Source organism: Microbispora sp. NPDC046973 (assembly GCF_040644495.1).
Lineage (GTDB): Bacteria > Actinomycetota > Actinomycetes > Streptosporangiales > Streptosporangiaceae > Microbispora.
In genome coordinates this window covers 53,624-78,464 of the sequence record NZ_JBEYWQ010000005.1, presented here as the reverse complement: position 1 = coordinate 78,464, position 24,841 = coordinate 53,624, and the positions used below count along the sequence as shown (strand labels likewise).

At 72.5% G+C, this 24,841-nt stretch carries 23 protein-coding genes; 12 read left to right on the top strand and 11 right to left on the bottom strand.

Features of this window, described 5'->3' with window-relative positions; translation table 11 throughout:
• The first annotated feature begins 70 nt into the window (after positions 1–70).
• Complete coding sequence (locus ABZ860_RS12680; RefSeq protein ID WP_357219020.1) at positions 71–1,042, top strand: helix-turn-helix domain-containing protein; 972 nt, start codon at positions 71–73, stop codon at positions 1,040–1,042.
• Positions 1,043–1,324: 282 nt separating this feature from the next.
• Here the strand turns inward: ABZ860_RS12680 and ABZ860_RS12675 are convergent, their stop codons facing one another.
• From ABZ860_RS12675 to ABZ860_RS12665, 3 genes are all read right to left on the bottom strand, one after another.
• Positions 1,325–1,462: a hypothetical protein gene (locus ABZ860_RS12675; protein ID WP_357219018.1), complete on the bottom strand. Its 138-nt coding sequence runs from the start codon at positions 1,460–1,462 to the stop codon at positions 1,325–1,327.
• A 16-nt stretch (positions 1,463–1,478) separates the two neighbouring features.
• Positions 1,479–2,000: a GNAT family N-acetyltransferase gene (locus ABZ860_RS12670; RefSeq protein WP_357219015.1), complete on the bottom strand. Its 522-nt coding sequence runs from the start codon at positions 1,998–2,000 to the stop codon at positions 1,479–1,481.
• Positions 2,001–2,076: 76 nt separating this feature from the next.
• Entirely contained in the window at positions 2,077–2,475 is a 399-nt protein-coding gene (locus ABZ860_RS12665; RefSeq protein ID WP_357219012.1) for a hypothetical protein, read from the bottom strand.
• A 163-nt stretch (positions 2,476–2,638) separates the two neighbouring features.
• Between ABZ860_RS12665 and ABZ860_RS12660 the strand changes: the two genes are divergently transcribed.
• The 3 genes from ABZ860_RS12660 to ABZ860_RS12650 all read left to right on the top strand — a co-directional run bounded on the left by ABZ860_RS12660 (position 2,639) and on the right by ABZ860_RS12650 (position 5,124).
• On the top strand, positions 2,639–3,169 hold the full coding sequence (locus tag ABZ860_RS12660; protein WP_357219009.1) for a dihydrofolate reductase family protein: 531 nt from the start codon (positions 2,639–2,641) through the stop codon (positions 3,167–3,169).
• A 150-nt stretch (positions 3,170–3,319) separates the two neighbouring features.
• Complete coding sequence (locus ABZ860_RS12655) at positions 3,320–3,880, top strand: ATP-binding protein (protein ID WP_357219006.1); 561 nt, start codon at positions 3,320–3,322, stop codon at positions 3,878–3,880.
• 188 nt (positions 3,881–4,068) lie between these two features.
• On the top strand, positions 4,069–5,124 hold the full coding sequence (locus ABZ860_RS12650; protein ID WP_357219003.1) for a sulfotransferase: 1,056 nt from the start codon (positions 4,069–4,071) through the stop codon (positions 5,122–5,124).
• A 111-nt stretch (positions 5,125–5,235) separates the two neighbouring features.
• Here ABZ860_RS12650 and ABZ860_RS12645 read toward each other — a convergent pair whose 3' ends face one another.
• On the bottom strand, positions 5,236–6,024 hold the full coding sequence (locus ABZ860_RS12645; RefSeq protein ID WP_357219000.1) for a hypothetical protein: 789 nt from the start codon (positions 6,022–6,024) through the stop codon (positions 5,236–5,238).
• Positions 6,025–6,399: 375 nt separating this feature from the next.
• Here ABZ860_RS12645 and ABZ860_RS12640 point away from each other — a divergent pair, with 375 nt between their 5' ends.
• Entirely contained in the window at positions 6,400–7,650 is a 1,251-nt protein-coding gene (locus tag ABZ860_RS12640; protein ID WP_357218997.1) for a TIGR03118 family protein, read from the top strand.
• A gap of 94 nt (positions 7,651–7,744) precedes the next feature.
• Positions 7,745–9,166 (top strand): NADP-dependent phosphogluconate dehydrogenase, encoded by a 1,422-nt coding sequence (gene gndA / locus ABZ860_RS12635; RefSeq protein ID WP_357218994.1) that lies wholly within the window; start codon positions 7,745–7,747, stop codon positions 9,164–9,166.
• Between the two features lie 68 nt (positions 9,167–9,234).
• Here the strand turns inward: gndA and ABZ860_RS12630 are convergent, their stop codons facing one another.
• Entirely contained in the window at positions 9,235–10,827 is a 1,593-nt protein-coding gene (locus ABZ860_RS12630; protein WP_357218991.1) for an MDR family MFS transporter, read from the bottom strand.
• Positions 10,828–10,932: 105 nt separating this feature from the next.
• On the opposite strand from ABZ860_RS12630, the gene ABZ860_RS12625 reads away from it, so the two are divergent.
• The 3 genes from ABZ860_RS12625 to ABZ860_RS12615 all read left to right on the top strand — a co-directional run bounded on the left by ABZ860_RS12625 (position 10,933) and on the right by ABZ860_RS12615 (position 12,787).
• On the top strand, positions 10,933–11,493 hold the full coding sequence (locus ABZ860_RS12625; protein ID WP_357218988.1) for a helix-turn-helix domain-containing protein: 561 nt from the start codon (positions 10,933–10,935) through the stop codon (positions 11,491–11,493).
• 28 nt (positions 11,494–11,521) lie between these two features.
• Complete coding sequence (locus tag ABZ860_RS12620) at positions 11,522–11,923, top strand: nitroreductase family deazaflavin-dependent oxidoreductase (protein ID WP_357218985.1); 402 nt, start codon at positions 11,522–11,524, stop codon at positions 11,921–11,923.
• 165 nt (positions 11,924–12,088) lie between these two features.
• Positions 12,089–12,787: a rhomboid family intramembrane serine protease gene (locus ABZ860_RS12615; RefSeq protein ID WP_357218982.1), complete on the top strand. Its 699-nt coding sequence runs from the start codon at positions 12,089–12,091 to the stop codon at positions 12,785–12,787.
• Between the two features lie 58 nt (positions 12,788–12,845).
• On the opposite strand, the gene ABZ860_RS12610 is transcribed toward ABZ860_RS12615, so the two are convergent.
• Positions 12,846–13,994 (bottom strand): histidine kinase, encoded by a 1,149-nt coding sequence (locus tag ABZ860_RS12610; RefSeq protein WP_357218979.1) that lies wholly within the window; start codon positions 13,992–13,994, stop codon positions 12,846–12,848.
• Between the two features lie 138 nt (positions 13,995–14,132).
• Here ABZ860_RS12610 and ABZ860_RS12605 point away from each other — a divergent pair, with 138 nt between their 5' ends.
• Entirely contained in the window at positions 14,133–16,622 is a 2,490-nt protein-coding gene (locus ABZ860_RS12605; RefSeq protein ID WP_357219659.1) for a DUF3516 domain-containing protein, read from the top strand.
• Between the two features lie 126 nt (positions 16,623–16,748).
• On the opposite strand, the gene ABZ860_RS12600 is transcribed toward ABZ860_RS12605, so the two are convergent.
• From ABZ860_RS12600 to ABZ860_RS12590, 3 genes are all read right to left on the bottom strand, one after another.
• Positions 16,749–17,489, bottom strand: a complete 741-nt coding sequence (locus ABZ860_RS12600; RefSeq protein WP_357218976.1) for a 3-oxoacyl-ACP reductase family protein — start codon at positions 17,487–17,489, stop codon at positions 16,749–16,751.
• 121 nt (positions 17,490–17,610) lie between these two features.
• A complete protein-coding gene (locus ABZ860_RS12595) occupies positions 17,611–18,573 on the bottom strand; it encodes a TAXI family TRAP transporter solute-binding subunit (RefSeq protein ID WP_357218973.1) in 963 nt (320 codons plus the stop codon).
• Positions 18,570–20,528: a TRAP transporter fused permease subunit gene (locus ABZ860_RS12590; protein ID WP_357218965.1), complete on the bottom strand. Its 1,959-nt coding sequence runs from the start codon at positions 20,526–20,528 to the stop codon at positions 18,570–18,572. Before ABZ860_RS12590 ends, ABZ860_RS12595 begins: the two co-directional genes overlap by 4 nt.
• A 369-nt stretch (positions 20,529–20,897) precedes the next feature.
• Between ABZ860_RS12590 and ABZ860_RS12585 the strand changes: the two genes are divergently transcribed.
• Together ABZ860_RS12585 and ABZ860_RS12580 are read left to right on the top strand one after the other, a co-directional pair.
• Positions 20,898–21,797: a DNA-processing protein DprA gene (locus tag ABZ860_RS12585; protein ID WP_357218962.1), complete on the top strand. Its 900-nt coding sequence runs from the start codon at positions 20,898–20,900 to the stop codon at positions 21,795–21,797.
• A 188-nt stretch (positions 21,798–21,985) separates the two neighbouring features.
• Positions 21,986–22,651 carry a hypothetical protein gene (locus tag ABZ860_RS12580; protein ID WP_357218959.1) on the top strand — a complete coding sequence of 222 codons (666 nt, stop codon included), beginning with the start codon at positions 21,986–21,988 and terminating at the stop codon, positions 22,649–22,651.
• A gap of 14 nt (positions 22,652–22,665) precedes the next feature.
• Here the strand turns inward: ABZ860_RS12580 and ABZ860_RS12575 are convergent, their stop codons facing one another.
• Entirely contained in the window at positions 22,666–24,186 is a 1,521-nt protein-coding gene (locus ABZ860_RS12575) for a DUF6297 family protein (protein ID WP_357218956.1), read from the bottom strand.
• Positions 24,183–24,809: a heme ABC exporter ATP-binding protein CcmA gene (ccmA, locus tag ABZ860_RS12570; protein WP_357218954.1), complete on the bottom strand. Its 627-nt coding sequence runs from the start codon at positions 24,807–24,809 to the stop codon at positions 24,183–24,185. Before ccmA ends, ABZ860_RS12575 begins: the two co-directional genes overlap by 4 nt.
• Between the last annotated feature and the right edge of the window lie 32 nt (positions 24,810–24,841).

Sequence of the window (24,841 nt, the reverse complement as noted above, 5' to 3'; positions counted from 1 at the left end):
GCCCCAATTCTGGATTTTTCCAGATCAGAGCACCGGTGTCCTAAATGACATCATTGGGTACATTTGCGCCATGCCCCTGGACTGCCCGGAGACGCCCCCGACGCCCGCCGACCCGCATCATGTGGTCGCCGTGGTCGCCCCCAACCAGGAGCTCTATCCGGTCACCTCGGCCTCAGCCGTCTTCGGCTACCACGGCCCCGACATCCCCCAGCACTACAGCTTCAGCCTGTGCGCGGAACACCCCGGCTCCCTCCCCACCACCCTCGGCGTCCCCATCCACGTGGACAGTGGTCTCGAAGCCCTCGACGACGCCGGCACCGTGATCATTGCGAGCTGGACGCTCACCCCCTCGCCCGCCGTACTCCGCGCGGTGTCCCGCGCCCACGCGCGAGGCGCCCGCATCGTCGCCGTCTGCGCCGGGATCTTCATCCCCGCCGCCCTGGGCCTCCTGGACGGCCGCCGCGCCTCCGTCCACTGGGAACTGTCCCGCGAACTCGCCGCCCGCCACCCCCGCGTCATTCCCGACGACACCGTCATCTACGTCGATCACGGCGACGTCGCCACCGCCGGAGCCTCGGCCGCCACCCTCGACCTCTGCCTTCACCAGGTCCTCCAGGAGCACGGCGCGGCCCACGCCATGCGCATCGGCCGCCAGCTCGCCGCCGGTCCGCACCGCGAGGGCTGCCAGCGCCAGTACCCTCCCCTCCCCACCACCGGCCCCATGCCGGACTCCCTGGCCCCTCTGCTCGAATGGCTCCTGTCGCGCCTGCCCGACCAGGTCACCGTCAAGGACATGGCCGCCTACTCGGGCGTCTCCCCCCGCACCCTCACCCGCCAGTTCGCCGAGCAGCTCGGCGTCCCGCCCGCCCGGTGGCTGCTGGAACGCCGCCTGGCCGCCACCCGCGCCCTGCTGGAGGAGACCGACCTGCCCGTCGAGACCATCGCCACCCGCGTCGGCCTCTCCTCGGCGGTCAACCTCCGCCGCCACTTCCACGCCGCCCTGCGCACCACCCCGGCCGCCTACCGCCGCTCCTTCCGCTGAAGGTCCCGCGCGCGGCCAGAGCCTCCCGCACAGGTGCGACCCCTCGTCCATCCCGGAGAGAGGACGGAGAGAGGTGAGGCGATCCTGCCCTCTCGTCGCGCCTGACCCGCTTCCTTCCTGCGCCCGCGCCGAGCGGCCGGACAGGAGCCTGGACTGCGGAGCCGCGCCTCGATCGGGCGCGACGCCTCTCCTCGCTCCGATCGGCCTGCCTGCGGCTGTCCGCGTTTCCGGGATCCGGTGCCGTGGTCGTCTCAGCGCGCGCATGGCCGTTCCCGCCGTCGCCTACCTGGCCACCGCCGTGTTCTTCGTCCCGGCTCTGCCGACGACGTCGACGGCGACCGCGTTGCCGTTCTTCCTCGTCGCCGCCGGGTGCGTGCGGTGGCCCGTCCCGGCGAGCGAGCGGCCTCGGCGCGTACGCATGCCCTCGTCTGTCCGTTCACCCCTGCCGATCGGGCTGCGCGGCCCGGCGACGCAGCACGCGAGTGGTGCCTCCGCCGTCTTCGGCGATGTCCCGGACGTGTTCGAAACCGATCCCGCCCAGCACGGCCAGCGAGGCGCTGTTCGGCGCCGCCACGGTGGCGTACACCTCCGTGAGCCCCAGGGCGCCGAAGCCGTGGGCGACGATCGCCCCGGCCAGTTCTCTCCCCAGGCCCGATCCCCACATGTCGGGGGTCAGCGCGTAGATGATCTCGTAGCCTTCCGCCACCTTCGCCGGCTTGATCTCGGCATGCCCGGCGAAGCGGCCGTCGCGGCGGACGGCCCAGACGTCGAACAGATCCTGGGCATAGACCTTGGTGAAGATCCGTCCGAACAGCGCACGATACTCCGCCTCGGTGGCCGGACCGTCGCCCATCCACCGCGAAACCCTCTCGTCCAGGAACAGGGTGACGAAATCGTCCTGGTCCTCGGGGACGTACGGCTCCAGCAGCAGGCGCTCAGTACGCAGCGTCGGGGTCATGGACCGCGAAGCTACCGCGACGCCACTCATCCCGACAATTCACTTTTTGTAGGGCAAACTCGGTGCGCGGCGGCGCTCACGACACCGGCCGGGCTGTGGCCTGTTCGCGGCGCGCGACGGCCGGCATCAGGGCGAAGGCGAACACCGCGCACAGGACGCCTGTGGCGGCGCAGGCCCACCACAGCACGCCGGCCTGGAACAGTACGGCGCCGACGGCCGGGCCTGCCAGGTCCGGGGGCGGGCTGGCGGGGACGGGGCACAGGAAGTCCGGGATGTACGGGCCGCCGGGGACGAGGTCGAGCAGGGGGGCCAGGTCATCGCCGAGCCGGGGGCGCACCTTTTTGAACCGCGGCAGATGCGGGACGCGCCCGGCGGGAGTGTGCAGCGCGTGGATGCCGGTGGAGACCTCCCTGAGCGGGGAGTACGCGAACCTGATCGAGGTCAGGTCGTAGGCGGAGAACGCCACGGTGAGCATGCCGCCAGGGACTCCTCGGTTCGGCTGCCGCCGAATCTATCGCAGGGCCCGCGACCAGGCCACACCATGGATCCCGCGACGACTTGCCCCACCGCAGGAGCTCTCGACGAGGAGGACCGATGCGGACGCGATCAGCCATTCCGTCGACCATGAGGAGAACACCATGCGCAAGGTCGTGCTCTACCACCTGATGTCGCTCGACGGCGTCGCCTACGAAGACGGCGACTGGCTCGCCGACGACGGCCCCCAGCTGGTCGCCTACCTCGGCCGGGTCATCGCCACCCAGGACGACGTCCTGCTGGGACGCGGGACCTACGACTACTGGGCCGGGTACTGGCCCACCTCGGACTTCCAGCCGTTCGCCGGCTTCGTCAACGGCACCCGCAAGCACGTCGTCACCTCCAGCGCGCCCACGCGGGAATGGGCGAACTCCACCCTGGTCACCACCCCGGTGTACGACTACGTCACCGCTCTGAAGCAGGGACCCGGCGGCGACATCGGCGTCCACGGCAGCATCGAACTGGCCCGCTCACTGCTGCGGGCCGGGCTCGTCGACGAACTACGGCTGGTGGTCGCACCGGCGGTGGTCGGCCACGGCAGGCGGGTGTTCGAGGGCGACGGCGTCCAGTCCTGGACGCTGATCGAGGTCGAACGGGGCAAGAACGGCACGTTGTTCCTGGACTACAGCCGCTGAGACGCCCTCCACGGCGCCACCATGGCCCCGGGGGCCGTCGTCGCCGTGCACACGGTCAGGCCGCCTGGCCGAGCCCCTGCGGCCCTTGCGGGGTCACTTTCCCGGCATAGCGGGGCAAGGACACTCCTACTTTCCCGTGACATCGCGGGCGTGGGGGCGGACGTCCTCTCCTGCGGCGGCCACACCGTCACGCGTTGGGAGGAGCGCATGGAGATCTCGGGGGACGGCGCGGGAAACCGCGTGGCCCGGCTCGCGGGTGGACGGGACCAGGTGAGGCGGGCGCGCAGGCTCGTGTCGGCCGCGCTCGGGCGCGGTCACCCCCGGCACGACGACTGCGTGCTGCTGACCAGCGAGATCGCGACGAACGCGGTCGTCCACTCCCGTTCGGGCGACGGCGGCACCTTCACCGTCACCGTCTCGTGCCTGCCCGACCGCGTGCGGGTCTGCGTTGAGGACGACGGCTCGGCCGGGCCGCCGTGCGCCGGTCATCCGCTTCCCAACGGCTCGAGCCAGGGCGGCCGCGGCCTGCCGCTGCTGGACTTGCTGGCCGACCGGTGGGGACTGGTCCGCGAGGCCGGCCGCAACGAGGTGTGGTTCGAGGTCTGGTCCGACGGCGACCGGCGATCCGCCGCGCTCGCCCGCCACCGGACGGCCGCGTGGGTGCGGCCGGCGGTGGCGACGCGCGGCGCGGCCGGCGCGACCTCCGGCTGACCCTGTCCTCCCGGCGACCCGGCGCCTCCCGGCCGTGCGGCCGCGGGCGACCCTGCCGGGCACGCGAGATATCGACCGCGATACGGCATCTCTGTGCGTTTCGGTGGTACTACAGCGACGTCGGGTGATTCTGTAGGCAAGGAAGGGGCAAAACCAACTTAATAAATCGGGAAAGTAGGAGGACTCCCATGGCCCTGCCCGACTTCCTGGTCATCGGGGTGCCGAAGGCCGGCACCACGGCCCTGCACGCGGCGCTGGCCCGCCATCCCCGGCTGTTCATGTCTCCCGTCAAAGAGCCGAAGTTCTTTCTCACCGACGGCCCGCCTCCGGCGAAGGGCGGGCCGGGGGACGCGGAGACCTATCGTGAGCACGTGTGGCGGCGCGCCGACTACGAGGCGCTGTTCGCGGACGCGCCGCCTGGGGCGTTACGCGGCGAGTCCACCCCCTTCTATCTGTACGACCGCGCGGCCCAGCGGCGGATCCGGAAGACCATCCCGGACGCGAAACTCATCGTCTCGCTGCGCGACCCCGTGGAGCGCGCCCATTCGAACTGGACCCACCTGTGGTCGGCCGGCCTGGAGCCGATCGGCGACGTCATCGAGGCGTGCGCGGCGGAGAAGCGGCGGATCTCCGACGGCTGGTCGCCGTTCTGGCACTACGTCGGCCTCGGCCGGTACGGCGAGCAGCTCGCCCACCTGTTCACGCTGTTCCCCCGCGAGCAGGTGCTGGTCTTCCGCTACCGCGACCTGGTGGACCGCCCCGCCGCCACGCTCGACCGCATCTGCGCGTTCTTGGGAGTGGAGCAGGGGCTGGTCGGCGAGGTGCCCAGGGAGAACGTCACGGCCCATCCGCGGCACAGCCGCAGGCACCGGATCCTGGCCCGGCTCGCCCGGCTCGGCGATCCGGTGCTGGGCCAGCGGCTCACCGCGCCGCTGGAGCGGGTGCTGCAGCGCGAGGGGCAGCCCCGGCGGCCGCTCACCTGGGAGCAGCGCCAGGAGCTGCTCGCCTACTTCGCCGCCGACATCGCGCTGCTGCGCGACCTGCTCGGCCGCGACTCCTTGGGCGACTCCTCGGGCGATGACTTCGGCGACTGGCTACGCCCCCGGGAGCGGTCGGGCGGCCTGGTCGGAGCCCGGCCGTCGGGCCAGCGGCAGGCCCGCAACGGCCGCGTCAGGAGTTCCTCCGGCCCGGCCGCGCCGCCGGGCGTGGACGGCCCGCCGGGAGGCGATCCCATCGGAGCGTGAACCCCCGCTCGGGCCCCGCCCGTCGCCACGCACACCATGCGGCTCCTGCTCCGCCAGGACGGACGTGCACAGCGTTGCCCGCCCCGGCGGCGAGAACCGCCCTCCGGGCGGTCAGCGCAGCTCGGTGCGCAGCTCGTGGCCCCCGTCGGCGCGGGTCAGCTCGTAGTAGAGGCGGTGGCCCCCCGCCACGGGCACGATCGACAGGTAGCGCAGCCCTCCCCCGCCGTGCTCCGACTGGGCGACGGGGGCGGTTCCGGTGGCGGTGAGCGTCGACGGGTCGGGGCCGATGGCCACGCCCGTGCGCTCCTCGTAGTTCTCCTCCGCCGACGCGCGGCCGTCGTAGTACGCGATGACGGTCCCGCCGCTGAACGTGACCGCGCTCACCCGCACGCCGCGCGAGTCCCACTCGCCCGGCCTCCGGTCGAGCGCGGTCCCCTGCCAGGTCCACTCGACGCCGTCGGCGCTGGTGGCGTAGTCGGTCACCATCTGGTCGGCCTCGTCGGGGTCCTCCAGGGGGTGGCAGGACGCCCACAGGTGCCACACGCCGCCCTGGTGGAGAATCACGGGGTCCTTGACGCCGGTCTTGAGGTCGCCGGGCAGCACCACCCGCGCGTCGGCGGGGTCGAACTCCGCCGGCCCGGCGGCCTCGATCATCTCGACCCGCCAGTGCTTGGTGCCGTACGTGGCGCAACTCAGGTACAGGCGCCACCTGCCCTCCGGCGTCACCACCAGCGTCGGGCGCTCCAGCGACTCGGTCTTCATCTCCTCTTTCGTGATCGTGAGGATCTTCTCGAACCGCTCGCCGTCGGCCGAGCGGGCGATCTCCACGGCGTATCCGCGCCCGTCACCGAGCGGCCGGCGCAGCCGGTAGGCCAGGTAGATCCATCCGTCCCGGCTCACTGCACTGGGCGCGCCCGCCCAGTATCCGGGCCCTTCTCCGGGCGGAGGAACCGCGACGACTGACCGTTCCGGCTTCGGTGCGAACACGTCTCTTCTCCGTAGTGAGCGACGACGGTGGGCGGGGCCGGCTCGCGCCGGCCCTTCTTGGCTGTAGTGAATTACCAGCGGTCCGGCGGGAGGCCAAGTGTCCTCGCCATCGGACGACCATGTCTATACAAAACCCGCTTGCTTTGCGGGTTTTGTCAGGATAGGGCAGACCTACCACTACGCGCGCCCCCTACCTGCGGAAAAGTCGGGTGAACCCGGAACGGAACGGCGGCGTATCTCCGGGCGTAAGGGCATGCCGACACAGTCTGACCACTCTCAGGAGGCCCCATGCGGGCACGTATCGTCACGCTCTGCGCCGCGCCGCTCGCGCTGGCGCTCGTCGGCGCCGCACCGGCCCATCCCGCCTCGTCCCCCCACGCCTCCCGCTCCTGGCAGGGCTCCGGCCCCCGGGTCCACCCGGCCGCGAACCGCCCGGCGAGCACGGCGCGCACGCCCGCCCGCTTCGCCGAGGTCGACCTGGTCTCCGACGTGGCGGGCCGGGCGGCCCTCACCGACCCCAAACTGGTCAACCCCTGGGGCCTCGCGATGGGCGCCGCCCTCTGGGTGTCCAACGCGGGGACGGGCACGGCGACCGTCTACAGCGGAGGCGCGGGGACTGCCAGGAAGGCCCCCACCACGGTGGCGATCCCCGGCGGCACCCCGACCGGCCAGGTGGCGTACACGGGCGACGCCTTCACGGTCAAGGGGAAGGCCGGCACCGCGCCCGCCTCGTTCATCTTCTCCAGCCCGAGCGGCGCCATCACCGCCTGGAGCGCCACGGCCGATCCGCGCAACGCGGTCATCGCCGCGTTCACCCGCGGCGCCGACTACAAGGGCCTGGCGCTGATGAACACCGACCGGGGCACGTTCCTGCTCGCGCCGTCCTTCTCCCACGGCGCCGTCCACGTCTTCGACGACGACTTCCGGCGGGTGCGGCTGTCGCGCCGCCAGTTCCGCGACCCCTTCCTGCCGGCGGGCTATTCGCCCTTCAACGTCGAGATCGCCGGGACCTCGGTCCTCGTCGCGTACGCCGCGCGAGACCCCGAGACCGGCAGGCCGGTGGCGGGCCGGGGCAAGGGGTTCGTCAGCCGGTTCACCGCGAGCGGCCGCTTCGTGCGGCGCCTCGCCTCCCGCGGGCCGCTGAACGCGCCGTGGGCGATGACGCTCGCCCCCGCCGGGTTCGGCGCGTACGCCGGCGCGCTGCTGGTGGGCAACTTCGGCGACGGATGGATCAACGCGTACAACCCGAGGACCGGTCGCTACCTCGGCCCGCTGCGCGGGGCGGACGGCAGGGCGATCGCCGTCGAGGGGCTGTGGGACCTCGAACCCGGCACGGCGGGCAACGGCGGCACCGACGCGGTCTGGTTCTCGGCCGGCGTCTCGGGCGCACGGCACGGCCTGCTCGGCCTGATCCGCCCGGCGACGGCCACGGGCACCGCCTCGCCCGCTCCGACGCCCACACCGTCGCCCACACCGTCGCCCACGACCTCGCTCAGACCGGCGCCGTCGCACTCCCACCCGTCCGGCCACGGCTACTGATCGGCTACTGATCGATGCAGCTCACCGCGACCGGCAGCGGGACACGCCCACCCGAGGCCGGTCGCCCTCACCGGGGAACGGTATGACTGTAGACATGGACAAGGCAGACATCGGAGTGACGGGCCTTGCGACCATGGGTCGCAACCTCGCCCGGAACTTCGCCCACCACGGTCACGTGGTCGCGGTGCACAACCGCACGGAAAGCCGTACGACCCGTTTCATGGAGGAGCACCGCGACGAGGGCGCGTTCCTGCCGGCGGGCACGATCGAGGAGTTCGTGGCCTCCCTCGAACGGCCCCGCAAGGCGATCATCATGGTCAAGGCCGGGGCGCCCACCGACGCCGTGATCGAGGAGCTCGCCGCCGTCATGGAGCCGGGCGACATGATCATCGACGGCGGCAACGCCCACTACATGGACACCCGCCGGAGGGAGGCCGCGCTGCGCGAGCGGGGCATCCACTTCGTCGGCACCGGCATCTCGGGCGGCGAGGAGGGCGCGCTCAACGGCCCGAGCATCATGCCCGGCGGCGACGCCGAGGCGTACAAGACGCTCGGCCCCCTGCTCGAGGACATCGCGGCGAAGGTCGACGGGGTGCCGTGCTGCGTGCACGTGGGCCCCGACGGCGCCGGCCACTTCGTCAAGATGGTGCACAACGGCATCGAGTATGCCGACATGCAGCTCATCGCGGAGTCGTACGACCTGCTCAGGCAGGCCCTCGGGCTGAACCCGAAGGAGCTGTCCGACGTCTTCCGCGAGTGGAACCGGGGCGACCTGGAGTCGTACCTCATCGAGATCACCGCCGAGGTGCTCGGCCACACCGACCCCGCCACGGGCAAGCCGTTCGTGGACGTGGTGCAGGACCAGGCCGAGCAGAAGGGCACCGGCCGCTGGACCGTGCAGAGCGCCCTCGACCTCGGCGTCCCGGTCACGGGCATCGCCGAGGCGGTGTTCGCCCGGGCGCTGTCGGGCCACCCGGAGCAGCGGGCCGCCGCCCGCTCGCTCACCGGTCCCTCGGGCACGGCCGGCGACTCCGGCCTCGTCGAGGACGTGCGGCGGGCGCTGTACGCCTCGAAGATCGTGGCGTACGCCCAGGGGTTCGACCAGATGGCCGCCGCGAGCGCGGAGTACGGCTGGAACCTGAACCTGGGCGCGATGGCCACGATCTGGCGCGGCGGCTGCATCATCAGGGCGCGCTTCCTCGACCGGATCCGGGCGGCGTACGACGCGGACCCGAACCTGCCGACGCTGCTGGTGGACCCGACGTTCGCCCAGGCCCTGGACGAGGCCCAGGAGTCGTGGCGGCGGGTCGTGGCGACGGCGGCGACGATCGGGGTGCCCACGCCGGGCTTCTCCTCGGCGCTCGCCTACTACGACGGACTGCGCCGCGACCGGCTGCCGGCGGCGCTGCTGCAGGGACTGCGCGACTTCTTCGGCGCGCACACCTACCGCAGGGTCGACCGGGAGGGCTCCTTCCACACCGACTGGTCGGCAGACCGGGCCGAGCGGCCCGCCTGACCACCCCGCGAAACGCGGTACGGCGCACGCCCGCGCGGGGGCGTGCGCCGTACCGGCTCCGGATCAGGTCACTCGAAGGCGGCGGCCACCGGCTCCGCCTTCTCGCCGCCGGCGGCGCCGGGAGCGCCGCTGCGCAGCGGGACGTGCTTGATGAAGGCGGCGATCACCGGAACCAGCGCGGCGAACACGACCGCCCACAGGAAGACCGAGCCGATGGCGTTGGCGAGCGCCTCCAGGAACCCCGCCTTGACCTGCGGCGGCATCTGCTGCAGCAACTTCGGGTCGACCTGGGGGCCGCCGGACGCCAGGGCGGACCCCTGCGCGCCGAACTTGGCGGCGATCTCGTCGGCGAGGCGGCTGTTGAAGATCGCGCCGAACAGCGAGATGCCGAACGAACCGCCGATGGAGCGGAAGAACGTCGAGGCGCTGCTGGCCACGCCGATGTCCTTCTGCTCGACGCTGTTCTGCGCGATCAGCATGGTCGTCTGCATCAGGAAGCCCATGCCGAGGCCGAGGACGGCGATGTAGACGCCGGTCCGCCAGGACGGGGTGTGGACGTCCTGCGTCGACAGCAGCCACACGCCGATGGCCATGACCACGCCGCCGATCACCGGGAAGCTCTTGTACCTGCCGGTCTTGGTGATCGCCCTGCCGACGAACAGCGACACGACCATGGACGAGGCCATCATCGGCAGCAGGAGCAGCCCGGAGTTGGTGGCCGAGGAGCCCTGGACGATCTGCTGGAAGATCGGCAGGAAGGTGATCGCGCCGAACATCGCGAAGCCGAGCAGGAAGCCGAGCAGGTTGATCAGCGTGAAGTTGCGGTTGGCGAACACGTGCAGCGGCAGGATCGGCTCGGCCGCCCGCCGCTCGACCGGGACGAACGCGATGATCGCGACGACCGCCAGCGCGGCCAGCCCCAGGATCTGCCAGGAGCCCCAGGGGTATCCGTGCTCCTGGCCGCCCCACGAGGTGATCAGCACGATCGCGGTGATGGCCACGGTGAGGATGGCCGCGCCGAGCCAGTCGATGCGGTGCTCGGTGCGGTGCCTGGGCAGGTGCAGCTTGAGGATCAGCCAGATCAGCGCCACGCCGCCGAGCGGGAGGTTCACGTAGAAGGCCCAGCGCCAGTTCAGGTTGTCGGTGATGAAACCGCCGACGAGAGGCCCCGCGATCATGGCGAGCGACATGATCGCGGCCATGATTCCCTGGTACTGACCACGCTCACGCGGCGGGACCAGGTCCCCGATGATCGACATGACCCCGACGATGAGCCCGCCGGCGCCGAGGCCCTGCAGCGCGCGGAAGGCGATCAGCTCGATCATGCCGTCGCCCGTGCCGCCGAACAGCGACGAACCGGCCATGCCGCACAGCGCCGAGCCGGCCAGGAAGATGGCGATCGAGCTCAGGAAGATGTTCTTGCGGCCGTACAGGTCGCCGAGCTTGCCCCAGATCGGCGTGGAGACCGTGGTGCCCAGCACGTACGCGGTGGTGACCCAGGTGAAGTAGTCCAGGCCCTGGAGCTCCCCGACGATCCTCGGCATCGCGGTGCCGACGATCATGTTGTCCAGCATCGCCAGCATCATCGCCAGCATGAGACCGGGTAAGACGATCATCACTTCCCGGGACCGGCCGGGCGCGGCCGCGGTCTCCGTCGTCATGGGTGCCCCCTTTGAGGAATTTACTTACTTGCCGACAGGCTAGTGCGCGAGGCACGGTATTGTCCTTACTTGCCGGCCGTCAAGTTAATTAGGGACCAGCAGGACATGGGTGCTCAAACCGATACGCGCAGCCGCATCCAGGAGGTCGCGATCACGCTCTTCACGGAGCAGGGGTACGAGGCGACGTCGCTCCGGGAGATCGCCGAGGCCCTCGGCGTGACCAAGGCGGCACTTTACTACCACTTCCGTACCAAAGAGGACATCGTCGCCAGCCTGATAGAGGACCGCATCGAGGCGCTGGACGAGCTGATCGCGTGGGCGGGCCGGCGTCCCCGCACGGCGGAGACCCGGGCCGAGCTGATCCGGCGCTACGGGGCGCTGATGACCAAGGGGCGCGCCCACGAGGTCATGCACTTCATGGACCGCAACAAGACGGCGCTGCAGGGCCACGCCAAGGTGGACCTCATGCGCGAGCGCATGGGCGAGCTGATGCAGGCGCTGTACGACCCGGACGACCCGCTGCCGGTCAAGCTCAAGCGCTCGATGGCGCTGTTCGCGATGCACGCGGCCTGGTTCTTCATCCGCGACGAGTCGACGACCGAGGCGGAGCGGGCCGCGGCGGGACTGCAGGTCGCCCTGGAATTGGCCGACGGCTCCGGTGGTTGATCCCCCTCTGATGGGAAGGTGATCGACCATGCTTTTCGGACAGGAACACGTCAAGCGCTACATCGAGACCGACGGCGAGGAGGGCCACGACTGGCAGGGCACCACGGTGGCCATCCTCACCACCAAGGGCCGCAAGTCGGGACAGCCCCGCAGCACCCCGCTGATCTACCAGCCGTACGGCGACGCCTACCTGGTGGTCGCATCCAAGGGCGGGGCCGACGAGCACCCTCTGTGGTACCTCAACCTCCAGGCCGAGCCCGAGGTGGAGTTCCAGATCAAGGGGGACAGGTTCACGGCGCGCGCCCGTACGGCGACCGAGGAGGAACGACCGGACATGTGGCGGACGATGGCCGCCACCTGGCCCGCGTACGACGAGTACGCCACCAAGACCGACCGGGAGATCCCGATCGTCGTCATCGAACGCGTGTAGGCACACGGGGGGCGCGCCGGGCCGCGGCGGTCAGGAGCCACCCGGCCCCCGGCTCGCCCCGTCGCCCGCACGCGGCACCTCGTCGGCGGCGTGCAGGTGGATGCGCTGCCCGCCGGCCCCGACGAACGCAGTGACTCGTGCGGCCGTCGGCGGTATCTTTCCGGCGTGATCCTCAGTGACGGGGGAGGTTCCGTGGGCGACGGCCGCACCGCCGAAATCATGCTCGCCGAGGCCCGTAAGGCCTTCTGGGTCATGGTCGGCTTCCTGGCGCTGATCTGGGTCGTGCAGGTCGCCAACTGGGCCTCGGGCTACTCGCTCAGCTACAGCTACGGCATCAGGCCCTGGGACGTCGAGCGGCTGCCCGGGATCGTCTCCGCGCCGCTCCTCCACTGGAGCTGGGCGCACATCGAGGGCAACTCCGGGCCGCTGTTCATCTTCGGGTTCCTCGCGGCCTACCGGGGCGTACGGCGCTTCCTCGGCGTGACCGGGCTGATCGCCATCGCCAGCGGGCTCGGATCGTGGTTCACCGCCGACTCCTCCACGGTCGGCGCGGGCGCGAGCGGGCTGGTGTTCGGCTACTTCGGGTACGTGCTCGTACGCGGAGCCTTCGACCGGCATCTGATCGACATCGTCATCGGCCTGGTCATGGGCCTGTGCTTCGCCTACCAGTTCGCCGGCCTGCTGCCGGCCGAGGGCATCGGCTGGCAGGCCCACGTCTTCGGCTTCGCGGGCGGCATCCTCGGCGGTTACCTCTTCCGCGACCGGCGGGCCAAGGGCACGACCGGGAGCGCGGCGCCCGGCGAGGCCGCCCCGCCCGGCTCCCGGTCCGCCCTGCTCAAGGAGATCGAGGACCTCGGCCTGTAGGCCTCGATGCCCGTGCGCGGCCGCCCCGTGCCCGCGTCGATCGGGGCACCCGCACGGATCAGGGCTCGGGCTGGTCGGGCGGGTGGAAGGGGATGCTGGCGGTGAGCGCGAACCCGCCCTCGGCGGTCGCCCCGTACGTGAGCCGGCCGCCCACCAGGGCGACGCGCTCGCGCAGGCCGGGCAGCCCGTAGCCGCCCCCCGCGTCGGCCGGCACCCGGACCGGCACGGCCCGGCTCTTGCCGCTGTTGACCACCGACACGTTCAGCACGCCGCCGTGGGCCTCGCAGACCACCTGCACGTCGGCCCCCGGCGCGTGTTTGCGCACGTTGTTGAGGCCCTCCTGGACGACGCGGTAGCAGGCGTGGCCGGCCTGCCGCGACAGCGTCTCCTCCGGCACGTCGTAGTGCAGGGCGACCCGCAGGCCGGTGGCCCTGCACTCCTCGACCAGGCGCGGGATCCCCTCGACGCCCTCCGCCGAGGGCGGCAGGTCCCTGCGCCGCAGCGCCGTGAGCAGCTCGCGCAGCTCGGTCAGCGCCCGCACGCCCTTGTCCTCGATGTTCCTGGCCAGCTTCCGGATCTCGTCGAGCTCGTCGGCGTCCTGGATGAGGCCGGCGTTGAGGACCATCACGGTGACCGCGTGTGTCACGGTGTCGTGCAGCTCACCGGCGATGCGGCGGCGCTCCTGCGCGGCGGCGCGCTCCTCCCGCGCCCGCACGCCCGCCCGCAGTTCCCGGATCATCGCGCGGTAGCGCCAGACCCAGGTGCCCACCAAAGCGGGCAGGAAGATCAGCGTGACCGCCCGCACCGTCACGACGACGGGCAGCCGGTCGGTGTAGGGGCTCGTGTAGTCGGCCAGCGCGTAGACCCCCGCGAGCACGGCGGTCACCCACGGCCAGCGGCGCACGCTGTTCTGTGCCGTCATCGAGTACGCCGCCAGCATGAGGGGCATGGTCTGGCCCGCGAGCAGGGCGCAGGCGACGGTCGCCGCGATCATCGGCCCGGCCGTACGGCGCCGCGCCAGCATCGACGCGGCGGCCGCGCCCGCCGCGGCGACCTGCACCCACCACGGCACGGCGAGGAACGGCAGGGCCGGGAAAGAGCGGCCGAACATCACCGCCGGCACCGTGAAGGCGAGGACGGCGACGGCGAGCAGCACGTCGGCCGCCGCCTCCCGGCGCGCGGCGAGCCCGGCCCACTTCTCCCCCATACCGCTAGTTTCTGGGTTTGACCTGCGGCTTCGCGCAGCGCCACGCCCCTTTGACGTAGCTGTGCCACAGCTTGCCGTACGTCGGGCCGGTCGAAACAGTCATGCGTCTTGGGCAGGATAAGAAGCGTGAGCGAAAGCATGAGCCTCCTCCGCCGTCTTCCGTCCGACTCCGACCCGGATGCGCTGTTCGACGCGTTCGCGTCGTGGAACGCCGATCGGGGGCTCACGCTCTACCCCGCGCAGGAGGAGGCGCTGATCGAGGTCGTCTCCGGCAACAACGTGATCGTGTCCACGCCCACGGGCTCGGGCAAGAGCCTGATCGCCGCAGGAGCGCACTTCGCGGCGCTGGCGCGGGACGAGATCAGCTTCTACACCGCGCCCATCAAGGCGCTGGTGTCGGAGAAGTTCTTCGACCTGTGCGCGCTGTTCGGCACCGAGAACGTCGGCATGATGACCGGCGACGCCACCGTGAACGCCGACGCGCCCGTCATCTGCTGCACCGCCGAGATCCTCGCCCAGATCGCGCTGCGCGACGGCGCGGACGCCGACGTCGGCACCGTGATCATGGACGAGTTCCACTTCTACGCCGAGCCCGACCGGGGCTGGGCCTGGCAGGTGCCGCTGCTGGAGCTGCCGCAGGCGCAGTTCGTGCTGATGTCGGCCACGCTCGGCGACGTCGAGCGCTTCCAGACCGACCTCACCCGGCGCACCGGCCGCCCCACCAGCGTGGTCAAGCACGCCGAGCGCCCGGTGCCGCTCATCTACTCCTACCGCACCACTCCCCTGCACGAGACGCTGGAGGAACTGCTGTCCACCCAGCAGGCCCCGGTGTACGTAGTGCACTTCACGCAGGCCGCGGCGATGGAGCGCGCCCAGGCGCTCATGAGCATCAACATGTGCTCCAAGGCCGAGAAGGAGGCCATCGCCACCCTCATCGGCAACTTCCGCTTCACCACCCGCTTCGGCCGGGCCCTGTCCCGGCTCGTACGGCACGGCATCGGCGTGCACCACGCGGGCATGCTGCCGAAGTACCGCCGCCTGGTGGAGCGGCTGGCCCAGGCGGGCCTGCTGAAGGTCATCTGCGGCACCGACACGCTCGGCGTGGGGGTCAACGTCCCGATCCGCACCGTGCTGTTCACCGCGCTGTCGAAGTTCGACGGCACCAAGGTGCGGCGGCTGCGGGCGCGGGAGTTCCACCAGATCGCCGGGCGGGCCGGCCGGGCCGGCTTCGACACCGTCGGATACGTCGTCTGCCAGGCGCCCGACCACGTGATCGAGAACGAGCGTGCGCTGGCGAAGATCGGCGACGACCCCAAGCGGCGCCGCGGCTACGCGCGCAAGAAGCCCCCGGAGGGGTTCGTCGGCTGGAGCGAGGAGACGTTCGAGAAGCTCCAGACGGCCGAGCCCGAGCCGCTGACCTCCCGGTTCAAGGTCAGCAACGCCATGCTGCTGTCCATCATCAACCGGCCGGGCGACTGCTTCCAGGCGATGAAGCGGCTGCTCACCGACAACCACGAGGACCGCAAGGCGCAGCGCCGCCACATCAGCCACGCCATCGCGATCTACCGCTCGCTGCTGGCCGGCGGCATCGTGGAGAAGCTCGCCGAGCCCGACGAGCACGGCCGGATGGCCCGGCTCACCGTGGACCTGCAGGAGGACTTCGCGCTCAACCAGGCGCTGTCCACCTTCGCGCTCGCGTCCTTCGAGCTGCTCGACCGCGGCTCCCCGACGTACGCGCTGGACATGGTCTCGATCGTCGAGTCGACGCTGGACGACCCCCGCCAGATCCTGCACGCCCAGCTCAACAAGGCCAGGGCCGAGGCGGTCGCCCAGATGAAGGCCGACGGCATCGAGTACGAGGAGCGGATGGAGCGCCTCGCCGAGATCACCCATCCGATGCCGCTGGCCGACCTGCTCTTCGGCGCGTACGAGACCTACCGGCGCGGGCACCCGTGGGTCGGCGACCACGTCGTCAGCCCCAAGTCGATCGTGCGCGACATGTACGAGCGGGCCATGACCTTCACCGAGTACATCCAGTTCTACGAGCTGGCCCGCTCGGAGGGCACGGTGCTGCGCTACCTGGCCGACGCCTACCGGACGCTGTCGAAGACGGTGCCCGAGCACCTGAAGACCGACGACCTGGTGGACCTCATCGAATGGCTCGGCGAGCTGGTGCGCCAGGTCGACTCCAGCCTGATCGACGAGTGGGAGAAGCTGGCCAACCCCGCCGAGGCGCTGGAGGCCGGGCAGGAGCTGGAGACCAAGGCCCGCCCGGTCACCGCCAACGCCCGCGCCTTCCGGGTGCTGGTCCGCAACGCGATGTTCCGGATGGTGGAGCTCGCCGCGCTCGACCGCGAGGAGGAGCTGGTCGAGCTCTACCCGGACGTCGACTGGAGCGCTGGCCTGGACGCCTACTACGAGGAGCACGACGAGATCCTCACCGGCCCGGCCGCCCGCGGTCCCGCCCTCCTGCTCATCGAGGAGGAGAAGGAGCTGTGGCGGGTGCGTCAGATCATCGACGACCCGGCCGGCAACCACGACTGGGGCATCGGCGCCGAGGTGGACCTGGCCGCCTCCGACGAGGAGGGCCACGCCGTCCTCCACGTCACCGGCCTCACCCGCCTCTAGTCGAGGAAGCCGATCCCAGCCTCCGCACGACGCCGGGAAGCCGGCACCGCGCGGGTGTTACGGCGGCCGTCGCCGTCCCCGGGGTCGTCGCGGTCACACTCCAGGTGACCCGGGGCGGCTCCGGCGTCAGATGGTGTACCCGCCGTCGACGGCGAGGGCGGTGCCGGTGACGTAGCCGCCGCCGGGGCCCGCCAGGTAGGCCACGGCGGCGGCGATGTCCTCGGCCTCGCCGTACCGCCCCAGGGCCGTGAGGGAGCGCTGGAACTCGGAGGTCTCGCCGTCGGCCGGGTTCATGTCGGTGTCGATCGGGCCCGGGTCCACGATGGTGGCGGTGATGCCGAGCGGTCCCAGCTCCCGGGCAAGCCCCTTCGTCAGCCCGACGAGCGCGGACTTGGCCGTCGCCTGCAGGACGAAGTTCGAACCGGGAACGCGCCCGTTGAAGCACGACCCGATGCTGATGATCCGTCCGCCGTCGCCCATGTGGCGGGCGGCGGCCTGGGCGGCCAGGAACACCGACCGGACGTCCACGGCGAGCGCCCGGTCCAGGTCCGCGGGGGACACCTCCGCCAGCGGGCCGTAGGCGAGGAAGCCCGCGTTGTTCACCAGGATGTCGATGCGGCCCAGCTCTCGAACCGTCTGCTCCACCGCCTCCGCCGCCGCCTGCGGCTGGGCCAGGTCCGCCTGGATGACCGCGGCCCTGCCCCCATGGGCCTCGATCTGCTCGGCGACCTCACGTGCTCGGTCCGCGGCCTCGACGTAGGTCAGCGCGACCGCCGCCCCCGCCTGAGCCAGCCGTTTCGATATCGCCGCGCCGATCCCGCGGCTGCCGCCGGTCACCAGCGCCACCTTGCCTGTCAGGTCGCTCATCGATGCTTCCTTCCTTGACGGCCTGTTCATCACGCCGCGATGGTAGAAGTTGACATCGATGTCAGGTTCAAGACGTCGTCACGCGAGATGAGAAGCGCGGACCGGCGAGCGCCGTCCGCGGTCAGCCGTAGAACTTCCTGGCGCCCTCGTGGAGCGGCACGGGGTCGGTCTTCGGCGCGTCGGCGAGGGTGATCTCCTTGGCCGACGCGTGCACCTTCTCCAGCTCGGCCTTGTGGTCGAAGATCAGCCGGGTCAGGTCCTCCGCGAGCTTCGCGTCCATCCCCGCGTTCACCACGAGGAGGTTCGGCACGACGATGGTCGGCACGTCGGACGGCGTGCCGTACGCCGCCTTGGGGATCACGCCGTCCGCGTAGACGGGACCGTGGGCGGCGCGCATGGCGGGCAGCACGTCGTTCAGCGGCACGAAGGTCACCTCGTCGCCCATGCTCGTCACCAGGTCGGTGATGCCCGAGGTGGGCAGCCCGCCCGACCACACCAGCGCGTCGAGGGTGCCGTCCTTGAGCCCCTGCACGGTCTCGGGCAGCGACAGCGCCTGCCGCTTGACGTCCTTGCCGGGATCGAGCCCGGCGGCGGCGAGCAGCCGCAGCGCGATCACCTCCGTGCCCGAGTTCGGCGAGCCCGTGGACACGCGCTTGCCGCGCAGGCCGGCGACGGAGGTGATCCCGGCGTCGGCCCGCGCGATCACGTGCGTGTAGTTGCCGTAGAGCCGGGCGAGCGCGCGGATCGGCTGCGGAGCGGTGAAGGCGCCGGTGCCCTTGACCGCGTCGGCGGCCGTGTCCGCGAGCGTGAAGGCGATGTCCGACTGCCCCCTGACCACCCGCTGGATGTTCTCCACCGAGGCGCCGGTCGCCTCCGCCGTCGCGCGGTGGCCCGGCAGGTGCTTGTCGATCAGCTCGGCGATCCCGCCGCCCAGCACGTAGTAGACGCCGGTGGTGTTGCCGGTGGCGATCGACAGGCGGGTTCCGCCGCCCGCGCCGCCCCCGGCGGCCGAGCGGTCGCCCCCGCAACCGCCGGCCAGCAGTGCCGTGGTGACGGCCAGCGCCGTCACGAGCCTCAACCTCACGGATGCGCCTCCCTGTGTCTGCGGACGAAGTGGACGGCGAGCGCCAGGGCCGCGACGCCCAGCCCGGCCAGCACGGGCCAGGGCGACAGGACGAGCAGCAGGACCGCCGCCAGCGCGCACAGGCCCCGCTCGATCGGGCCGGCGGGCCCGGCGATCCAGCCGCCGGTGGCCGCCGCGAGGACGGCCACGGCCAGCGCGGACACGGCCGCGGCGAGCAGGATCCCGCCGATCGGGCCCTGGGCCAGCAGGGCCGCGCCGGACGGCGTGAGCACGAACGCGAACGGCACGAGGAACGCCGGGAGCGTGTACTTCCACGTGGCCCACATCGTGCGGTGCGCGTTGCCGCCCGTGATCGCCGAGGCGGCGAAGGCCGACAGCGCCGTCGGCGGGCTCACCTCGGACAGCACCGCGTAGTAGAAGATGAACATGTACGCCTCGGCCGGGGTGACGCCGAGGTTCAGCAGCGCGGGACCGATGATCACGGCGGCGATGACGAAGGACGCCGTGACCGGCACGGCCAGCCCGAGCAGCAGCACGGCCAGCGCGCAGGCCAGGGCGGTGGCCGCGAGGTTCCCCCCGGACAGGCCGACGATCAGCGAGCCGGCCTTGAGCCCGAGCCCGGTGAGCGTCACCACGCCGACGATCGTGCCCGCCGCCGCGCAGGTGACCGCGACCGGCAGCACGCCGGTGGCGCCCGCCGCGAGGGCTCGTACGGCACGGCGCGGGGTCAGCCGGTTCTCGCCGCCGGGAGTGCGGTCGAGGAACGACAGCGCGAAGGCCAGCAGCGAGGCGTACACGACCGCGCGGAACGGCGACTGGCCGAGGGCCATCAGGATGATGATCACGAACAGTGAGCTGAAGTGGTAGCCGAAGCGCCTGATCAACGGCCAGGGACCGCCGGTCTCCACGGGCACGGCCCGCGTGCCGTACCTGCGGGCGTCCGTCTCGATCGCGAGGAAGACGCCCAGGTAGTACAGGACGGTCGGGATCGTGGCGTAGACGAGCACGGTCAGGTAGCTCACCCTCAGGTATTCGGCGATGATGAACGCCGCCGCGCCCAGCGTGGGGGGCGACAGGATCGCGCCGATGCCGGCCGCCGCCAGCACTCCCCCGGCCTGCTCGCGCGGATAGCCGGCCCGGCGCAGGATCGGCCAGGCCACGCTGCCCACGCTCACCGTGGTCGCCACGCCGGAACCGCTCACCGTGCCGAGCAGGAATCCCGCGAGCGTGACGGTCCGCCCCGGCGCGGAGCGCGAGCGGCGGAACGCGGCGAAGGAGACGTCGACGAAGAACCGCCCCGCCCCCGAGTGGTCGAGCACCGCGCCGTAGATCGTGAACAGGATGATGTAGGTCGCGGCCACGTCGAGGGGCACGCCGTACACGCCCTCGGTGCCCATCGTGAACGCCGCCACGATCCGGTCCAGGTCGTAGCCCCGGTGGCCCAGCGCCCAGTCGGCGGGCAGGTAGCCGCCGTAGTAGGCGTACGCGACGAAGACCGCGCACACGACGGGCAGGATCCAGCCCACGGTCCGCCGGCACGCCTCCAGGAGCAGCAGCGTGAGCAGCGCGCCCGCCGCCACGTCGAGCGGCGTCGGCGCGTACGCCCGGCGGATGAGGTCGTCGAAGACGACGAGCGGATACACGCAGACGGCCAGGGACAGCGCCGCGAGCACCCAGTCGAGCGCGCCGATCCGATCACCACTGGGCCGGTCCCGGCCCCCGCGCCGACCCTTGTAGCAGACGAAGGCCAGCGGAAGCACCACGGCCAGGAACGCCATCCGGTAGGGCAGGACCGCCCCCGGCCGGAAGGTCTGGTAGAGCGCGTAGAGCGACAGGGCCAGCGCGACGATCGTGACGAGTGCCGCCGGGCGGCCGGACAGGCGCCGGGCGGGACGCTCCGCGTCGAACTCGGCGACGAGGTTCTCCGCCGACGTCTCGTGCCGGGTTTCGGTCACGCGTCTCCCTTGCGGTGCGGCAAGCCCTTGACCGCAAGGTACGCCGAAGTTGACTTCGCGGAGTCATCATCCGGATCACAGTCCGGTCACAGGCCGTAGCCCCGCTCTCACCGGCCGGTCGCCAAGAGGACGAGCCTCGCCCGCGCACGGCGCGGACCCCGACCGATCTCTGTCCGGGACCGGCGCTGTCCCCACCCGAGGCGTCCGGGTCCCGCCCCTAGGCCCGGAACGCATAGCCGTTCGCGGCAATCGGGACGTGCCGTCCCCCCGGTCCCGGCACGATAGCCACCGCACCACCACGATCCCGTCCGCGAATGTCGGTGCCGGGGCGTACGTTCACGCCGCAGGCACGTCCGAGTTGGTGATGACATGACCACGATCCACGAGCAGGCAGCCGTCCTCGCCCTGACCAGAGCCACGCGCGACGAGCCCTGGTTCCACACCGCGCGCGTCATCCTCGACGCCGGCGGCGCGCTGAAGCTGCTCGACGGCGGGTGCGCGAGCCGGGACGAGGACGACCGGGCGCACGCGGCCGCCGTCGCCGCCCGCGTCCGGCCCGCCGACCTCGCCTGGGGACGCGAGCTGGTCACCGCCATGCGAGCCGAGGGCGTCCACCTCGTCACCGTGGCCGACGAGGCCTACCCCGGCAACCTGCTCTGGGCGTACGACCGGCCCCCGTTCCTCTGGGTGCGCGGCGGGTTGCGGGCCGGGGACCATCGGGCCGTCGCCGTGATCGGCGACCACGACGCCGGCCACGCCGCCGACGCGGCGCGGGCCCTGGCCGAGGCCGGACTGATCGTCGTCGCGCCCCTGCGCACCCCGCTGGACGCCGCCGTCCACCGGGCGGCGCTGGCCGCCGGTGGGCGCACCGTGGGCGTCCCGGAGGGCGGCGTCGACGCCCCCGCCGCCGCCGAGGAGTACGCCAGTGTGGCCGAGCGGATAGCCGAGCGCGGCGCGCTCGTCTCCTCCTGCTGGCCCGGCACCGCCCCCGGCGGCAGTGCCGCCACCTGCGCGCGGGTCGTGACCTGCGGACTGGCCGACTGCCTGTACGTCGTCGACGGCGCCGACGGCGGCCCTTCTTCCCGGCACGTCGAGGAGGCGCTGAACACCGGCAAGCATGTGTTCGTGTCCCAGCGGCTCCACCAGGAACAGCCGTGGGCGCGGCGAGTGGCCGCGCGGGGAGGCATGACTGCCGTTCAGGACATTGACGACCTGTGCGCGCAGGCGGTGAATCTCGTAGATATGGCCCCCCGAACGAACACCTGCTGATCATGGGTGACGCCCAGGCGTTCACTCGCGATTTCCTGCCGCTGTTCCGTGCCGTCCCGCCCACACGGCCGGGTGTCTGCCGAATCTGTCATTCAGGGCCGAACGACCGCGGGGACGGCGAGCCGTGGCCCGTCTGCGCCAGCTGCAGACGCACGACCGGGAACCTGAACGGCCACACCGAGCACGTCGTGCCGATCTCGCTGACCGCCAAGGACACGCAGTTGTACGACGTCCTGGTCCGCGGTAAAGAACCCTTCGGCGTCGCGGGCCGGCGCAACCGACTGGATTTCCTCGCCGCGACCGCGACCCGGTTCTTCCGCGAACACGCCGGCTGCCTCCAGGGGCCGGCCGGCGGGCCCTTCACCGTGGTGGCCTCGATCCCGAGCACGCGCACCGAGCGCCCCATCGAGGCGTTCCATCCCATGGACAAGGTCATCGGCAAGGTCGGTGCCTGGGCCCGCCTCCATCGGCCCCTCCTGCTGCAGGCGGACGACGCGTACGCCCCGGTGCTCGCCGCGCGGGCGTCCCACCCGGCCGCGTTCCGCGTGCTCGGCGACGTGAAGGGCGCGCGGGTGCTGCTGGTGGATGACTTGTTCGTGTCCGGCGCGCACGTGCAGAGCGCCGCGTCCGCGCTCATCGGCCGAGGCGCCGCGGCGGTGGTGGCCCTCGTGATCGCAAGGCTCGTGAACCCGGCGTCCACGGATCCCTACAGTGCCGGGATCTGGCAGGAGTCGGGCGACCGGCCGTTCCGCTTCGACCGCTGCTGCGTCTGCGACCCCGGCCCGTGGCAGGGCCGCCCGGCTGCCCGGCCTGTCCGGCCTGCCCGGCAGCCGGCACGGCGGGCCCGGGGGTGACCCGAACCCCGCTTTCATGGACGGTTCCCGCGGCTCGGCCGCAGGATGTAGGCGGCGAGCACCGCGGCCCCGGCGACGGCCTGCGCCGCGACGTACGGCGCCACCGAGGCGGGCCGCGACGCCAGCGCGGCGAGCGCGGGCAGGGACCCGAGCAGCGCGAGGTCCACGCCGGTCGCCGCCCAGATCAGCGGTCCGGTCGGCACCGCGCCGCCCGGAGTGTCGATGACCGGCATGGAGTGGTCGACGGGCCGCCGCCTGGCCATCCGCAGCGCGCCCGCGGCGAGCGCGGGGGCGGCGGCCGGCCCGAGCGCCCACCAGGCCCCCGCGGGCAGCGTGCCGGCGGCCTGGAGGCCCGCGAGGGCGAGCGCCGACCAGGAGGCGGCCAGCAGCGCGGGCAGCACCGCCCGGGCGGCCGTCGCGGCCCTGCCGTCCACGGCCAGCATCCGGGCCAGGGCCGGGTCGCCGCCGTCGCGCCGGACCCCTCCGGTGCACATCGCGGCCGCGGTCAGCGCCCCGCACACCAGCATCGCGGCGACCGGCGCGAACCCGCCTCCGGTGGCATTCGCGCAGACGGCGGGCAGGGCCGCCGCGCCGAGCAGCGCCACCAGGCGGCCCGGCCGCCGGCCCACCCGCAGCCACTCCTGCCACGCCAGCGCGGGCGCGGCGCCGAGCCGTGACACGAGACGGGGCCAGGGGCGGGAACGCAGGGCACGGCCGCGCCAGTGGGCGTCCTCCGCGGCCCAGGTGAACATCCCGGGATCGAGCATGGTCGCCGCCGAGGTCACCCGCGCCGTCCTGGTCGAGGAGGCCAGGATCCTGCGGGCGGGGATGCGGTCGAGCGCCGCCCAGGCCCGCCGTACGAGGAAGGCGGCCACGACGGAGGCGACGCCCGCGACCGCCGCGCCCAGGGACGCCGGCGCCTCGGCGACGGCGGCGAGGATCCTGCGGCCGGGGCCCGCGCCGAGGACGGCCGCGAGCACGGCCGCGGAAAGGGCCCCGGCGATCAGGAAGTGCAGCCGGGCGTCCGACGCCGGGGACTGCTGGCCGAGCACCGCCGTCGCCATTCCGCCCACGCCCGCCGCGGCACCGAGCACCAGCGCCGCCGCGAGACGCGCACCGAGCTGATCGGGGGCTCCGAACACCGACAGCGCGGTCAGGCCGAGCGCCGCCCCGGCGAGCACCGCCGCCGCCAGCAGGAGCAGTGCCGTACGGCCGAGCACGGCCCGGCGGGGCAGCGGCGACGTCACCAGCCACGCGGCGTCGGCGGCGGGCAGCACGACGGGGCCGACCGCCCGCGCCAGGGCGAGGAAGCCCGCGTAGGCCACCGCGACCAGCGCGAGCCCGGGGCCGAGCCGCGCGGGATCGGCGTGACGGGCCAGCCCGGCGAGCGCCTCCGCGACCGGGCGGCCGAGCACCGCGGCGGCCACGAGCAGGCCGAAGACGCTGGTGTAGCGGTCCGACCAGGTCGCCGGCCGCGCCCGGCGGGCGCGGAGGTAGGCGAGGGCGGGATGCGTCCGCGCGGTCGCCGGGATCACGACGCCGCCCTCAGCGTGAGCACGCGGGCTCCCGCCTCCTGCGCCAGCCGCGCGTCGTGGGTGGCCATCACGACCGTGCCGCCCTCGGCGGCGTAGCCCCGCAGGATCCCCGCCAGGCGCTGCCTGAACCCGGCGTCCAGGCCGCGCTCCGGCTCGTCGAGCAGGAGCAGGCGGCTCGGCCGGAGCAGCGCCATGGCCAGCGACAGCCGCTGCCGCTGGCCGGTGGACAGCGACAACGGGGCGAGATCGGCCCGGGCGCTGAGCTCGAAGGTCTCCAGCGCCTCGTCGACCGTCAGACGGGCGTACTGCTGGACGGCCCTCATCAGCTCCAGGTGTTCGCGGACGCTCAGGCCCGGATACCAGGCGGGCTCGTCGCCGGCCTGCGCGACCCGCCGCCAGAAGTCGGGGAGGTCCGCCGGCGGCCCGCCGAGGACGTCGATCTCACCGCGCGGCGAGGAGTGCAGACCTGCCAGGCATCGCAGCAGCGTCGACTTCCCGACGCCGTTCTCCCCCATGACGGCGACGATCTCGCCCGGAGCGGCGGTGAGATCGACGCCGCGCAGCACGGGCACGCCGCCCAGGTCCAGCCCGACCCCGCGGGCCGTGATGATCGCGTTCGTCATGCCCAGAGCCTACGCGCGGGCGCCGGGAACGC